Below are 15764 nucleotides of genomic sequence, written 5' to 3' on the forward strand. Positions count from 1 at the left end.
GTCATCCCAACCCGTCATACCCAGATAAGGAATGAATCCCATGACCATGACAAACGAGCAGGCCGCGTGGTTTGCAGAAACGTTCGAGAAGCTCGTTGCCAACGTGGGCCAGGCCGTTCTGGGCAAGGATCATGTGATTCGCCTCACCTTTACGGCGATGCTGGCTGAAGGCCACGTCCTGTTCGAAGATGCCCCTGGTACCGGCAAGACCTCGCTGGCCCGTGCGTTGGCCGCGACAGTCCAGGGTTCCCACAACCGCATCCAGTTCACTCCCGACCTACTGCCTTCGGACGTCACGGGTGTGACCATCTATGACCAGAAGACCCAGAAATTCGAGTTCCACAAGGGCCCGGTCTTCAACAACATTGTCCTGGCCGATGAGATCAACCGTGCCTCGCCGAAGACCCAGTCGGCGTTGCTGGAGGTCATGGAGGAATCCCGCGTCACCGTGGATGGCACCACGTACGAGGCAGGCCGTCCGTTCATGGTCCTGGCTACGCAGAACCCGATTGAACAGGCCGGTACGTACCGCCTGCCCGAAGCGCAGCTGGACCGGTTCCTGATCAAGACGTCCATAGGCTACCCGGACCACGCTTCCACCGTGAGGCTCCTGGGAGGGGCCAACTTGAAGGACCGTTCCAAGGACCTCACTCCCATCATCACCACCCAGGCCGTGGCTGACATGGCGGACCTCGCCGCCACCACCCATGTGGACACTGCAGTGCTGGAATACATTTCTCGGCTCTGCGAAGAGACACGCAACGCTTCCGAGACCCGCCTTGGCGTCTCCGTCCGTGGTGCTTTGGCCATGGTTCGCGCGGCGAAGGTTTGGGCCGCCGGGCAGGGACGCAACTTTGTTCTTCCAGACGACATCAAGGAACTTGCTCCCGTGGTCTGGACTCACCGTTTGGTGATGGATCCCGAGGCTGAATTCTCCGGTGCGACGCCGGAGGTGGTCCTCGCGCGTGTCCTGGCCGAGGTCGCGGCCCCGCAGCAACGCGCGAGCGCATAGGGCTGTGCGGACGCTTGGCAAAGTAGCCGGTGCCTGGCAGCGCAAACCAGGCATCCAGAAGACTGGCAAACTCCATCCCTCGGCCGTATGGGCTGAAGCTGTGGGAATGGCAGGCGAGTTTGTCGCACCGGCATGGGCCAAGGTGCGGGACCTGTGGCTTCGCTTCGCCTGGCCTGTCCTTTCCGTGGTGAGTGTGCTCGGCTGGGTAGTCCTTGCTGCGGCTATTGGACTATGGATCGCCGGGCAGTCCTGGGGTTGGCAGGAGGCGAAGTCTGCCGCGATGGTTGCTTTCCTGCTGTTTGTGTTGGCCGTGGGCTTCATCTTGGGCCGTTCGGCTTACGGCGTGGTCCTGGATCTGGCCCGGACCCGTGTGGCGGTGGGGGACGACGCAGTGGGCAGCATCGCCGTGTCCAACGTTTCGGCCAGGCCGCTGTTGCCGGCCGCATTGGAATTGCCGGTGGGCGCCGCGACGGCTGTCTTCCATTTGCCCCGCATGAAGCCGGCCCAGGTACATGAGGACCTTTTCACTATTCCGACGGCGCGGCGTGCTGTGATTGTTGTCGGTCCCGTACGCTCCGTGCGTGCAGATCCGCTCCATCTGCTGCGGCGGCGCGTGCTCTGGACTGAGCCGGTGGACCTTTTCGTCCACCCGCGCACCGTACCGTTGGGAGGCTCGGCCGCCGGCTTCATCCGCGACCTTGAAGGCATGCCCACCACGGAACTATCCAGTGCCGATGTGTCCTTCCACGCACTGCGCGACTACGTTCCCGGGGACGACCGCCGTCACATTCACTGGAAGACGACGGCCCGCACCAACAAACTCATGGTCCGGCAGTTCGAGGAAACCCGCCGTGCGCACCTGGCTATTTCCCTGTCCATCAATACGGATGAATACGAATCGGATGGCGAGTTCGAGATGGCGATTTCCGTCGCCGCGTCAATCGGCCGCCAGGCTATCAAAGAGCAGCGTGAGCTGGACGTCCTGACCCAAAAGGGACCGCTCCGCTGCGAAACGGGCCGCAACCTGCTGGACGACATGACCAGGATTGTGGGGACACCCCTGCGGAAGACCGCCGTCGACCTCGCACGGAACCTCTCGGACACAGTTCCCAACGCATCGGTGGTGTTCTTCGTGGTAGGGAGCCACGTCACGGCTACCCAGCTCCGCACCGCGGCCGCGTCCGTTCCGCCGGGCGTTCGCAGCCTGGCCGTCCGCGTCCAACCCGGAGCGGCGCCGTCGAGGGCCAATATTGCAGACCTGACGGTCCTCACCGTTGGCGACCTCGATGACCTGGCAATCGTGCTGAGAAAGGCGGCAGCATGAGCACCGCACCAAATCTTCGCGCACGCCGCAGGGAAACCAACCGCAGGGACACCAACCGCAGGGACACCAACCGCGCCGCCAGGCGTGCCAGCGCAGGCTCGATATTTGCCGACGCCCGGCCCCTTTGGCATTTTGCGGTGGACTGCAGCGCCCTGGTGGTCCTGCTGTTCCTGGGTGTGCTTGGCTTCAGCCTGAGCTTCGGTGGCGATCCGCATTACATCATCGCCGGGCTGGGCGGCATTTTCCTGGGACTCGGCATAGCGATCCTGAACGCGCACCTTCGCTTGGGACTGCTGATCACCACTGCACTGGGATTCGGTGCCTACATGCTGTTCGGTTCTGCCTTGGCAGTGCCCGACCCAGCCGTCTTCGGGTTCCTGCCGAGCCTGGAATCGCTGCGGACTTTGCTGCTGGGGATCGTCTTTGCATGGAAGGATATGCTGACCGTCGGCGTGCCCGTGGGCACGGCCAACGGCATGCTCATTGTGCCCTTCCTCAGTTCCATGATCACTGCGCTGGCTGCGGGTTTGTTGACGTGGCGCCTGAAGAGTCCATATTGGCCGCTGTTGCCGGTACTGGTCCTTTTCGTTACCGGCGTCGCCTTCAGCACCAGCGCGGGGTTCCTAAATGTGGAGCGCGGCGTTTCCTTGACCATTGTCTCGATCGCCTGGGCGGCGTTCCGACGCGACGCACTCCGGCAGAGCAGCACCAAGACCGTTTCGGCCAACAGGGCGGAGTTCGACGCCGGTGCGGCCCGCCGCGGGAAGCTCCGGCGCCTGGGGACTGCTGCTGCCGTGGTGGTCGCGGCAGTCGGGATCACCGCAGTCGCTTCGCCGCTGGTGACAGCCAGCGACGACCGGAAGGTACTGCGCAACACGATCGTTCCGCCGTTCGATCCCCGCGACTACATCACGCCCCTTGCAAGCTTCCGGAATTTCGTGAAGGACGAGAAAGACCACACGCTGTTCACAGTGAAGGGCCTACCCAAGGATGCACGCGTACGACTCGCGGCGCTGGATGCCTTTAACGGCCTGAACTACACCATGGATCCAAACAGTTCCGGCAACTTCAGCAAGGTGGGTGATGCCCGTTCGCTGAATACGCTGGCCGATACGGGAAGCCCGGTAGCCGGCACCAATTACACGCTGGAAATCAACATCGAGGATTACCAGGGATACTTTGTCCCGGGAGGCCGCCACACCACGGGCATGAGCTTCCTGCAGAGCTCCGGTGCGGCGTCGGGACTGTACTTTAACGCCGGCACCGATACGGCAGTGACCACCAAGGGGCTGGCAAAAGGCGACAACTACACAGTCCAGGTTTCTGATCCGGGAACCCTTGAACATGGCCAGCTGACGCAGTACGACTTCGCCAAGCTCACGTTGCCCGAAGCCCAGGAGGTACCGCCGATCGTCGCCTCGCAGGCGAACGAGCTCTCGGCTGACGCTCCCACGGCCATCGACCGTGTACGGCAGATAGAGGCCCATTTCCAGAAGAGCGGGGCGTTCAGCAACGGCCTGGTTGCTGACGGCCAGTTGCCCAGTTTGCCCGGCCACAGTGCAGCACGCGTTCGCAGCCTGCTCTCCGCCAAGCAAATGCTGGGTGATGACGAACAGTACGCCGTCGCGATGTCACTCATGCTGCGTCACCTCGGCATCCCTTCGCGCGTTGTCATGGGGTTCTATCCGGATCCCAAGAGCCCGGAAAACGGTGCAGGGGACGTCAAGATCATGGGTAAGGACGTGCACGCGTGGGTGGAAGTGGCCTTCGACCGCGTCGGCTGGGTGTCCTTCGATCCGACTCCGCCCAAGGACAACGTGCCCATCCCGCCGGATCCTGAGAACAAGTCCAAGCCCAAGCCGCAGGTGCTGCAGCCGCCGCCCCCGCCGCAGGAGCCCGCGGACCTCCCGCCGGACTCCACCCCGGACGCCTTGGATGCCGATGAGAAGAAAAACAACCCCTGGCTGTTCTGGGGGCCGCTGCTTGCCGCGATCGGCGTGGCGATGATTCCGCTGGGAATTCTCGCAGTGCCGCTGTTGCTGATACTTCTGCTGAAATCACGACGCCGGAAGGCACGTTTTCGTGATGGCCACCCCGCCCAGCGGGTCGGCGGTGGGTGGAACGAGGTGTTGAGCCTTGCTACTGACATGGGCGCCTCGATTGACCCTAAGTCCACGCGGCGGGAATCGTCTGCCGTCATTGCGGATGCATTCCCGGTGACCGGAACCACCACCACAATGTTGGCGCACAGGGCTGACGCCGCAGTTTTCGGGGCAGGGCAACCCAGCGAGGAGGAAGTCAAGGAGTATTGGGAGATCGTGGATTCCTCGCTTCAGGACATCACAGGAAGCGTTGGTTTCTGGAAGCGGCAGCAGGCCCGGTTCTCGCCGAGGTCTTTGCTTTCCGATGGCAGGGCCGCACTGCGCCGGCGCGAACAGACACCCGGGGTCTCCAGGAAGGGTGCCATCATCACCAACCGCACCCTGTTCACGAAGAAGGGCAGTGTTGATGAGTAGTGAAGCTGAGCTGTGCCCGGCCTGCAAACACCCGGTGCGTCCCGGCGCAGCCTTTTGTACTCATTGCGGATCGCCGCTGACCAATCGTGGAGCCCGGAAGGAACGCAACGTCAACCGTGCCCAGGCTGCCGCCCTTGACTTCGCCACCCGGCAAGGCCTGCCCGATCCCGGTAGTATCTCGGTAGTGCCGGCGTCCACAGCACCGATGCAGCCGGGACGTGAAGCTGCTGTAAACGTACATCCGGGGCCAGGGGGAGGGACCACAATGACTGCACAGCTCGAGCTGGTACCGGCATCCGTCGGAAAACGCCTCGGCGCGGCAGTGCTGGACTGGTTGGGACCTGTTGCCGTCCTGACAACCGCGTTCGCACTGGGCATTGCCGGTATCACCCAAACCCGGCGGAACGGCTTTATCGTCTATGACACCGCTCTGCTGGTCCTCTTGGGGAGCATCGGCCTCGGTGTCACCGTCCTGTACATCTTTGTGCTGCTGGGAATCGAAGCCAGGTCTGGAAACACCATTGGCAATCAACTGATGGGAATCCGCAGCTCCGATGCCGACGGCTACGCGCCCGGCGCCGGCGTCGTTTTTGTCCGTGGCATTCTCACGGGCGGGCTTCTCCTGCTGGCGGCAATCCTCGGCGCGGTGCTGTTGGGCGTTGGGTTGCTTGGATTGGTCCTGTGGATCGCCCTCCCTCTTATGGTCCTGGGCGTGGTCTGGGCCGTCCTGGTGGTTGTTTCCAGTGCTTGGGACAGGAACGGCAAGCTGCGTGGATGGCATGACAAAGCCGCGAAGTCCTTGGTGTTCGACGTCCACGCGGGCCGCAACCCGGTTGCCACTGGAGGTATCCAAGGGCCCTACAGCTTCGCGCCCGTGGAGCTACCGCCAGTGCAGCCGGTGGTGTCACCGGTCCCGTCAATGTCGGCTGCCCAACCCGTGTCCGCACCGCGGCAGGTATCCAATCCGCAGCCAGCCCCTGTTGCCCCCGCACACCCTGACGATGACGTCGAGAGGACGCAGATGCGGCCCGGAACTGCCCGGGCGGAAGCCGTGCTCCGGATCCGTGTTGACGACGGCCAGGACGTCGAACTGGGTGGAACCGTCCTGGTTGGCCGCAACCCAGCACCCCAGCCTGGGGAAGCTGCCGAGCAGTTGTTGAGTGTTTCGGACCCCGGAAGGTCCATCTCCAAGACCCACTTGCATCTCCGGGTTGATGGCGATGGCGTGTGGGTTACGGACCGCAACTCAACCAATGGAAGCGCTGTCACTACGCCCGACGGCCTCCAGACCCGGCTTCATCCGGGGGAAGCAGTTTTCGTCAGACCAGGTTCCACCGTTCACTTCGGGGACCGTTCCTTCCACCTAGGACAAGCATGAACTCACAGCCGGCCAGCCCCGCCGACCCGGATGCCAACGCCGCTGGATCCGCCTTTCAACTCAGCTACGGATACGGGACGGACCGTGGACTGCGTCGCGAACTGAACGAGGACTCGTTCATTGCATCGGATCCGGTCTTCGCGGTGGCCGATGGCATGGGGGGCCATGAGGCAGGCGAAATCGCCAGTGGCGTGTGTGTGCGGACCCTTGGCAGTTCCCCTGTCCTGGCGGCAGGGGTCCGTTCGGCTTCGGCAGCGGACCTGCAGGAGTGCCTGTTAAAGGCCGATGCCAGCATCCGCGAAGCCACGGGAGGGCGCGCGGGCACCACACTCTCCGGCGTGGTGGTGGTGGAACAAATGGGCGTGCCCTATTGGCTGGTCATGAACATTGGGGATTCCCGGACGTATCGCCTTAGCCAGGGTGATTTCGCCCAGGTCAGCGTGGACCATTCAGAAGTCCAGGAACTGGTGGACTCCGGTGACATCACGGCGGAGCAAGCGGCCGTTCATCCGCGCAGGCATGTGGTCACGCGCGCTTTGGGCACTGGCGACGAGACCGAGGCGGACTTCTGGCTGCTGCCCATTCAGGAGGGGGACCGGATCATGGTCTGCTCCGATGGGCTGAACGGCGAACTGGGGGATGACCATCTGTTCCGCATCCTCAGCACCGTGGCCCATCCGCAGGACGCGGTGGATGCCTTGATCCAGGCTGCATTGCGCAGCGGTGGGCGGGACAACGTCACGGTCATTGTGGTGGACGCCAAGAACGTCCTTAACGACGCCGGGATCGCCACCACCGCGCCGCGCCCGGAGACGGAATCCGAGGTGGAGGAGGACACCCTGCCCAGGGCCTGGGTGACAGGAATGGACCAGGAGGAGGGCGTAGATGGAAAGCAGTAACAAGCCACCCCACGCCCGATACCAGCGTGGTGACTGGTTCGGCGTCGTCCGTCAGGGCACTGTGGTGCTGCTCGGCCCCGATACCCCGCCTGCCCTGATCGATTCGGTGTGGGACCTTCTCGCGTCCGCGCCCGAAGCCCATGAGGTCCTCCACGAAGTGACCGAGGCTTTCGGGGTTTCCCTCAGCCGTATTCCGCCCTTTGGCATCATCGATTCCAAGGACGCCCTGCGCGTGTTCCTTCGCGGCGACCTTGAACTCGTTGTGAAGATGTCCGCCGGGGAAGAGGTGCTCTCTGGACGGGACGTGACTACCTGGACGGAACGCCGGCTCACCGCGGCTGATTCCTACGTCCTGCGGATAGGCGCGGGAACCCGTTCCTCCAGCGTTCCGGCAAACCTTGGTATCCCGGCAAGACCTGGTGAAACCTCGACGCCGGACGGCAGCCTGCCGCTGGGGGAGGGTGTGGTTCTCCTGTCCTCCCTCGAGGTGGTGCTAGAAGCCGGCGCTGTGAATGTTCCGGCGCCTGCTGCGGTTTCCGATGAAACCATGATTGGCTACGACGATGCGGACCTGGGCCTCACCATCGCGCCCGGACATTCCGAAGGTCATGTGCATACCGAAAGCGCTGAAGAATCCTCGGGCGTTCCCGTCCACACCAGCACCACGGATCCCATAGTTCCTGCCCTGGAGACCACCACCAACTATGACCACCTGTGGGACAAGACGGTGATGCGCAACATCGAAGACGCTGCTGTGCGCGTGGACGAGGAATCCGAGGATCACGATGCTCCGGCGGCCCATGCCCCTGCGCCACAAAATCCGGTATCAGAAACAGCGCCGTCGGCAACACCCACGGCAGTGCCTGCACTGATCGAGTCCGTTCCCTGGCTGCGCAGCTCCGGCGAGGTGCCTGCCTCTGGGGGACGGGCCGAATCGATTGCTCCGCCGCAAGCCCCTCCCGCTTCAGCGAAGGGCAACCGCCCTGCGCCTCAGGTTCCGGCGGAATGGGAGTCGACGCCGGTCGGTTTGGCGTCGATGCCCGCGCCTGGACCCAGCATGCCAACGAATAGTCCGTTCATGGATGGTGTCCCCGCGGATGACGATGCTGACCATGACGGGCAGACGATCATGAAGAGCAGCATCGCCAGTCCTGACGCCCAAGGTCCTGGGCCCGGGGTTGCACCGAAGGATGCCCGGGCCGGCAACGGTCCCAGCGTTTTAGCGCGGGTGTGCTCCCAAGGTCATGCCAACCCGCCGACCTACGCTCAATGTGCCACGTGTGGTTTCGCGCTGTCCGGTGATTCGCTTCAGGTCCCGCGACCCCGCCTGGGCAGAATGCGCTTATCCACTGGTGAGCTGATCGACCTGGACCAGTCACTCGTCATCGGCAGGCAGCCGTCAGTGTCCCGCGTGCAAGGCGGCACCATGCCGCGGCTGGTGCAGGTGGAGAGCCCCGGAGGGGACATTTCCCGCTCACACGTCGAGGTTCGGTTGGAGGGTTGGCACGTCATGCTGTGCGACCTCAAAGCGACGAATGGAACCGTGCTCATTCGAGAAGGCCAAGCACCCCGCAGACTCGCCCAAAACGAGATGGCCATCCTTTTGGACGGTGACATAGCTGAGTTGGGCGACGACATTTCATTGCGTTTCGAGGAGATTCTTTGAGTTCCAAGAGGCCCCCCGCGCCGCCTCCACCCATTCCCGGTTTCAAGTACATCAGCCTGCTGGGCTCCGGTGGCTTCTCCGACGTTTACCTCTACGAGCAGGACAGGCCGCGCCGTAAAGTAGCAGTCAAGGTGCTGCTGTCCGACTTGAAGACCGAAGGGGCACGCCGCCGTTTCGAGTCCGAAGCGAACCTGATGGCACAGTTGTCCTCGCACCCGTACATCGTGACGATTTTCGAGGCGGAAATCACGGAGAGCGGCCATTCCTATTTGGCGATGGAATACTGCTCCCGACCCAGCCTCGATGTCCGCTACCGCCGTCAGCGCTTCAGCGTCGATGAGGTCCTGGCCGTCGGCATCCAGGTGGCATCCGCCGTCGAGACCGCCCACAGGGCCGGCATCGTGCATCGCGATATTAAGCCCGCCAACATCCTGGTCACCGATTACAACCGTCCCGCCCTCACCGACTTCGGCATTTCCGGGACCATTGGGGCCGATACCGAGGACGACGCCGGAATGTCCATCCCGTGGTCACCGCCGGAGCAGTTCCGGGGCGGGGCAGTTGACGGCGTTCCGGTGGACATTTGGGCCCTCGGTGCCACCCTGTACACGCTCCTTGCTGGCCGTTCACCGTTTGTTCTTCCCGGCCAGGACAACTCTCAGCGGGAACTGATCTCCCGCATCACCAACTCGCCCCTGCCCAGGCTCGGCCGCGCCGATGTTCCGGAGTCGCTGGAACTCGTCCTGTCTACATCCATGGCGAAGTCACCGGAATCCCGCTACTCGTCGGCACACGCTTTTGCCTTGGCGTTGCAGCGGATCCAGACCGAGCTGAATTTGTCCGTGACGCCTTTCGAGGTGCTCGAGGAACCGGGTCACGGAGACGAGCAACACCCGGACGACAACTTCGAGGAAACGCGCGTCCGCAGTATCGCATCGATTGATCCGGACGCTTCGGGAACCGCTACTACTGGTTCGGCACCCACGTTCCCGGCACGGACCTTCCCGTCCACTGTGCCCGGCGCCACCCAGACTCCTCCCCAGCCAGGCCAGGCTCCTGCCCGGCCAGCCCAGGCTCCTGCCCAGCAAGCCCAGGCTCCTACCCAGCAAGCCCCAGCGCAATTCCAAGCGCCGGTTTGGGACTACCGGCAGGTTGGGCAACCGGACGTGGCGGAGTCGACGGTACTCCGAGGCTGGCAGCCTTCACGTCCACAGGACGACGTGGGCGCAACAGTCCGGCGCTCCCAGGCGCCTGTAGGGGCATCGCCGGCGTCCCAGGCCGCTGCTCCCGGCGCGGATCATGGCAAGCGCAATCTGTGGCTGGCGGCGACGGGTGCCACGGTTTTGGTGGTCGCCATTGTGGTGGGCGTGGTCCTGGGTGCCCAGGCGCAGCCGAAGGTCGCGCCCACGGAGACGGCGAGTAAGCCGGCGGTCGACGCCTTGGGCGATGGTGGGGTTCCGGACGTGGAAGGTCTGGTTGGCAAGCGCAGGCCGGGCAAACCCGACTTCGCAGATTTCGAGTGGAAGAACCCGCAGCCCAAGGAGGGCGACACGTACAAATGGCGCTACAAGACGGTTGTCCTCAGCGAAAGTGAATACAGCAACTCCGAAGTGGAACCACGTGCACTGGCCTATGGTACGGAGTCGCCGCTCTGTATTCAGGTGATCATTGTCCGTGTTGACGGCAGTGCCTCGTCCGGGGGCGAGGGTTCTGTCGCCTGCGTGGACTAGAAGCGGCCGCATGACACACATTTACAGCCGACTGAGGAGGCACAGATCATGGGGGATCTAGCAATAGATTTCTGTGGCGAATGGTACGAACCATCCGACGAAGACGTCTTTGACATCGGCAGGGAAGGCGACCTGGAGGTTGACGACAACCCGTACCTGCACCGACGTTTTTTGCAGATTGCTCGGTATGACGGCATGTGGTGGCTCAGCAACGTAGGCAGCATGCTCTCTGCTACGGTCGCGGACGGATCGGGCGGCATGCAGGCCTGGCTGGCTCCCGGCGCGCGGATTCCACTCGTTTTCAGCCACACCAACGTCATCTTCACTGCGGGGCCCACCACGTACGAGTTCGCCGTGCATTTGAAGACGCCGTCCTTCCGGCATGAAGCCAGGGACGAGGACCAAGCGGGGGACACCACCATCGGGCCTGTGGTCTTTACCGACTCGCAGAAAGCCTTGATCGTCGCCCTCGCTGAGCCCATGCTGCGCCGCGATGGCACCGGCTTCAGCGCCATTCCGTCTTCGGCGGAGGCGGCCAAGAGGCTTGGTTGGGCCCTGACCCGCTTCAATCGCAAGCTGGACAACGTCTGCGACAAGTTGGACCGCGTGGGCGTAGTGGGCCTGCGTGGTGGCGCCGGCAAACTCGCCACCAACCGCCGTGCCCGCCTGGTGGAGCACGCCGTGACCTCGCACCTGGTAACAGCCGCGGACCTGTACCTTCTGGAATCCATGTCTGGAGTAGACGAAGCATGAAGTTCCGCTTGACCCTGCGGCGAGACCCCGCGGAAGCAAAGGACCTCGCCGTTACGGTGGATGGTCGCGCCACCGTGGCGGACATCGCCACCGAACTTTGGGTTGCCGACCCCGTGCGCAAGGGCACCGAACCGCCGTCGAACCTGTCCATCAGCGTGGACGAAGCGTTCGTGGGCGGCGGGCTTTCCGGCCATGTCCTCAGGCCCTCGGACAACCTGCTCGAGTCCGGACTGCGGCCCGGCTCCAAGGTTTCGCTCGCGCAGGTGGGCGAGCAGTTCGCGTCGAACGGCAACGGTGGTGCCAACGGCCAAAACCGGGGACCAGCCGCGGCGACGTTGCGCGTCATGTCAGGGCCCGACGTCGGACGCGAATTTTCGCTGCCTTTCGGCACCAGCTACATCGGCCGGGACAGGGACGCGGACATCCGTCTCTCGGATCCGCTGACGTCCAAGCGCCACGCACGCATCACAGTTGGCGAGACCGTGGAGATCGTGGACACGAACTCGGCCAACGGACTCCTCATGGAAGGCTTGCCGGTCACACGGGCAACGCTTGAATCCTCCGATACGGTGACCTTGGGCGATACCACCGTTGGGGTTGTGTCACTGTCGCGGAACCATGGCGGCGGCCCATCATCGCCGCTGGTGGACTTCAACCGCTCGCCTCGTGTGCTGCCGAGGTTTGAGTCTCCCAAACGTGTGCCGCCGGCCGGGCCGAAACGGCCTGAACACCAACCATTCCCGTACATCATGTTGATCGCACCGCTGCTGATGGGTGGCGTCCTCTTCGCCTTCACCCAGAACCTGCTCTCGGTGCTTTTCATGGCCATGATGCCGCTGTTCATCGTTGGCCACTATGTGGACCACAAGATGCAGGGCAAACGCCAGGCGAAGGAAGGCCATAAGCAGTTCCAGGCTTCCATGCTTGCGTTCCGGGAGGACATTGACCGGCAACAGAACATCGAACGGGCCGTGCGGCTGCAGGAAGCACCATCGGTCAGCGATACCGTGGATGCGATCTACAAACTCGGCCCGCTCCTGTGGACCAACCGTCCTGAGCATCAGCATTTCCTTGGTGTCCGGTTCGGACTCGGATCTTCGCCGTCGCGGATTCAGTTCGAAGAACCCGGCGCCAACGAAACCGAACCCCGGTACATGAGGGAAATCCAGGAATGCCTGCAGCAGGTCCGTGTGATTGATGGCGTGCCGATCGTGTCCCAGCTGCGCACTTCGGGTTCGTTCGGCGTGGCAGGGGACCGCAACGTGGTGGACGATGTCGCCCGGGGCATGGTGCTTCAGTTGGTGGGCCTCCACTCGCCTGCGGAGGTGGTGCTGACTGCATTGACCTCGGCCCGCTCGCGTGAGCGCTGGGACTGGTTGCAGTGGCTCCCGCACGTTGGTTCCGGCCACAGCCCGCTCTCCGGCGACCATCTGGCCGCCGGCCCTGCTGCTGGTGCCTCGCTGCTCTCGCGCCTGGAGGACCTTGTGGAGCAGCGCGAGGCCCAGGCCAATGAGCCTGGTCCGCAGCCACGCCCCGCGCTCAAGGACGAGCACGAAGAGATTCCAGGCCCCGTGGTACCTGCTGTCCTGGTGGTCGTTGAGGACGATGCACCTGTGGACCGGGGACGGCTGACGCGGCTGGTGGAACGGGGCCCGGACTTCGGGGTGCACGTCATGTGGGTGGCAGCGAATGTGCAGTCCCTGCCTGCTGCTTGCCGGGACTTCCTCTCCGTCGACGGCGATCACGGCACCACTACCGGCCAAGTACGGCTTGGCCGCCACACCTACCCCGTGAGCTGCGAAACCCTCGACGCCGGTCTCGCCACGCAGCTGGCGCGCATGATGTCGCCGTTGGTGGATGTCGGAAATCCGCTCGAGGACGATTCGGACCTCCCGCGTGCCGTTTCCTATGCCACTTTGATCGGCAAGGAACTCATGGACAACCCGCAGGCCGTTGCCGAACGCTGGCAGGAGAACAATTCAGTCCATGCCACGGCGGTGCCCAACCGCAAGGACAACGGAAGCCTGCGTGCCTTGGTGGGCTCCAAGGGCGTTGAACCGTTCTACCTGGACCTTAAGAACGAAGGACCCCACGCCCTCGTGGGCGGAACCACCGGCGCAGGTAAATCGGAGTTCCTTCAGTCATGGGTGATGGGAATGGCAGCGGCCTACAGCCCGGACCGCGTCAGCTTCCTGTTCGTGGACTACAAGGGTGGTGCCGCCTTTGCGGACTGCCTGCACCTGCCCCACACCGTGGGGCTCGTCACCGACCTGTCTCCGCACCTGGTACGCAGGGCCCTGACCTCGTTGCGGGCCGAACTTCACTATCGGGAACGCCTGCTGAACCGTAAGAAGGCCAAGGACCTGCTGGCGCTGCAGCGGGAAGCAGACCCCGAGGCGCCGCCGTACCTCATCATCATCGTGGACGAATTCGCGGCGCTTGCCACCGAAGTCCCTGAGTTCGTTGACGGCGTGGTGGACGTTGCTGCCCGTGGACGTTCGCTGGGTTTGCACCTGATCCTCGCCACCCAGCGCCCCGCGGGTGTCATCAAGGACAACCTGCGTGCAAACACGAACCTCCGGGTCGCGTTGCGCATGGCTGATGAAGTGGATGCCGTGGACATTCTTGGCGTCCCCACGGCGGCATACTTCGACCCGTCCATTCCAGGCCGTGGTGCGGCGAAAACCGGCCCGGGCCGCATCCAGGGGTTCCAGACCGGATACGCGGGTGGCTGGACCACCGAGAAGCCGCAGCGCCCCCGGATCGACATCGTGGAGATGGCCTTCGGATCCGGTCCCTCCTGGGAGCCGCCGCCTGCCACAGCTGTGGAGGAAGAACCTGCGGGCCCCAACGACATCGCCAGAATGACAGGCAACATTATCCGGGCCGCGGACTTCCTGGCGATTGAGCCACCACGCAAGCCGTGGTTGAACGAACTCGCCATGACCTACGACTTCTCCAAATTGCCAAACCCGCGCACGGACGAGCGGCTCCTGCTGGGCGTGGCCGATGACCCCGCACACCAGGACCAGCCCACAGTGTTCTATGAACCGGACAAGGACGGCAACATGGCCGTCTACGGTACGGGTGGTTCGGGCAAGTCGGCGGCGCTGCGCGGAATCGCGATCGCCGCCGCCGTCACACCTCGTGGTGGGCCCGTCCACGTGTATGGCATCGACTGTGGGTCTTCAGGTTTGAAGATGCTGGAGGGACTCCCGCACGTGGGGGAGGTCATCAACGGGGACGATGTGGAGCGGGTTGGCCGCCTTCTGCGCTGGCTCAAGGAAATTGCCGATGACCGCGCCGCCCGGTTCGCCGAGGTCCGGGCCTCCACCATTGTTGAATACCGGCAGCTCGCAAACCGTCCGGACGAAAAGCGTATCTTCATCCTGGTGGACGGCATGTCCGCCTTCCGTGAAGGCTATGAGTACAGCAACCTGTCCGCGCTGTGGGACATCTTCCTCCAGCTGGCAACGGATGGACGTCCCCTTGGTATCCACCTGGTAGTGAGCGGTGACCGAACCAACTCCGTGCCGGCGTCGCTCCTTGCCTCGATCCAAAAACGCCTGGTCCTGCGTCTGAGCTCCGAAGACGACTACATGACGCTCGATGTGCCCAAGGACGTCCTCAACTCAGCCTCGCCCCCCGGCCGCGGTTTGCTCGATGGCCTGGAAGTCCAACTAGCCGTGCTGGGTGGCAACTCGAACCTGGCGCTGCAGGCCCGCGAAGTGTCCAAACTCAGCCAGGCCATGGTGCGCCAGGGCCTGGAGCAGGCGCCAAAGATACAGCGGCTTCCGGAACTCGTGGATTTGGATATCCTGCCCACGGGCGCCCCGGACAATCCTGTTATTGGCGTGGACGATGAGACCTTGGGTTCGGCCACCATCGCTGCAAAGGGTTCGCTTCTGCTCGCGGGACCGCCGGGTGCCGGACGCACAGTTGCCTTGGTCACGTTGGCGTATGCCCTGCGGCGGTCCAACCCGCGGACGGACCTTATCTACATCGGCTCCCGCCGCTCTGCGGTTGCCTCCCTGAACATCTGGAGCAGGTCCCTGGTGGGGCCTGACGAGGTCTCGGACGTGGTGGATGATCTCATCGACAAAGCCACGGACAACCCGGGCACCATGGCCATCTTCATAGAGGGCCTGACGGAGTTCACGGACACGTTGGCGGAATCGGGCGTGGGACGGTTGGTCACGGCTGCCATCAAGGCCGATCAATGGGTTGTTGGCGAATCCGAAACGTCCACGTGGTCCCAGGCATGGTCCTTGGCCCAGCCCTTCAAATCGGGCAGGCGTGGACTGTTGCTCAACCCTGGGGATGTGGAGGGGGATACCCTCCTTAACACCTCGCTGGGCCGGATCAGCAAGGACTTCATCCCTGGCCGCGGGTACATCGTGGGACGTGGAAAGGTACGCAAGCTGCAGGTCGCCATGCCGCCGGAGAACCGTAGCTAGGAACTGGCTGGTACGGGCCCCACTCCGCC

At 63.6% G+C, this 15764-nt stretch carries 9 protein-coding genes; all 9 read left to right on the forward strand.

Going from position 1 to position 15764, the window contains the following annotated elements:
* Positions 1 to 40 precede the first annotated feature (40 nt).
* A complete protein-coding gene (locus tag AC6I99_RS07345; protein ID WP_224091994.1) occupies positions 41 to 1012 on the forward strand; it encodes an AAA family ATPase in 972 nt (323 codons plus the stop codon).
* A 106-nt stretch (positions 1013 to 1118) separates the two neighbouring features.
* Positions 1119 to 2336 (forward strand): DUF58 domain-containing protein, encoded by a 1218-nt coding sequence (locus tag AC6I99_RS07350; RefSeq protein ID WP_497960687.1) that lies wholly within the window; start codon positions 1119 to 1121, stop codon positions 2334 to 2336.
* Positions 2333 to 4852: a transglutaminase TgpA family protein gene (locus AC6I99_RS07355; protein WP_497960689.1), complete on the forward strand. Its 2520-nt coding sequence runs from the start codon at positions 2333 to 2335 to the stop codon at positions 4850 to 4852. Before AC6I99_RS07350 ends, AC6I99_RS07355 begins: the two co-directional genes overlap by 4 nt.
* Complete coding sequence (locus AC6I99_RS07360) at positions 4845 to 6230, forward strand: RDD family protein (protein WP_497960690.1); 1386 nt, start codon at positions 4845 to 4847, stop codon at positions 6228 to 6230. The genes AC6I99_RS07355 and AC6I99_RS07360 overlap by 8 nt, the downstream gene beginning before the upstream one ends.
* Positions 6227 to 7129, forward strand: a complete 903-nt coding sequence (locus AC6I99_RS07365; protein ID WP_497960691.1) for a PP2C family protein-serine/threonine phosphatase — start codon at positions 6227 to 6229, stop codon at positions 7127 to 7129. Before AC6I99_RS07360 ends, AC6I99_RS07365 begins: the two co-directional genes overlap by 4 nt.
* Positions 7116 to 8795 (forward strand): FHA domain-containing protein, encoded by a 1680-nt coding sequence (locus AC6I99_RS07370; RefSeq protein ID WP_497960693.1) that lies wholly within the window; start codon positions 7116 to 7118, stop codon positions 8793 to 8795. The genes AC6I99_RS07365 and AC6I99_RS07370 overlap by 14 nt, the downstream gene beginning before the upstream one ends.
* A complete protein-coding gene (locus AC6I99_RS07375; RefSeq protein ID WP_497960695.1) occupies positions 8792 to 10525 on the forward strand; it encodes a serine/threonine-protein kinase in 1734 nt (577 codons plus the stop codon). The genes AC6I99_RS07370 and AC6I99_RS07375 overlap by 4 nt, the downstream gene beginning before the upstream one ends.
* 48 nt (positions 10526 to 10573) lie before the next feature.
* Complete coding sequence (locus tag AC6I99_RS07380) at positions 10574 to 11278, forward strand: hypothetical protein (RefSeq protein WP_224092011.1); 705 nt, start codon at positions 10574 to 10576, stop codon at positions 11276 to 11278.
* The gene (locus AC6I99_RS07385) at positions 11275 to 15735 is read left to right on the forward strand and encodes a type VII secretion EssC family protein (protein ID WP_497960696.1); all 4461 of its coding nucleotides are present in this window, start codon (positions 11275 to 11277) and stop codon (positions 15733 to 15735) included. The genes AC6I99_RS07380 and AC6I99_RS07385 overlap by 4 nt, the downstream gene beginning before the upstream one ends.
* The last annotated feature ends 29 nt before the right edge of the window (positions 15736 to 15764 follow it).

The organism is Arthrobacter sp. TmtSoilC77, from assembly GCF_059739415.1.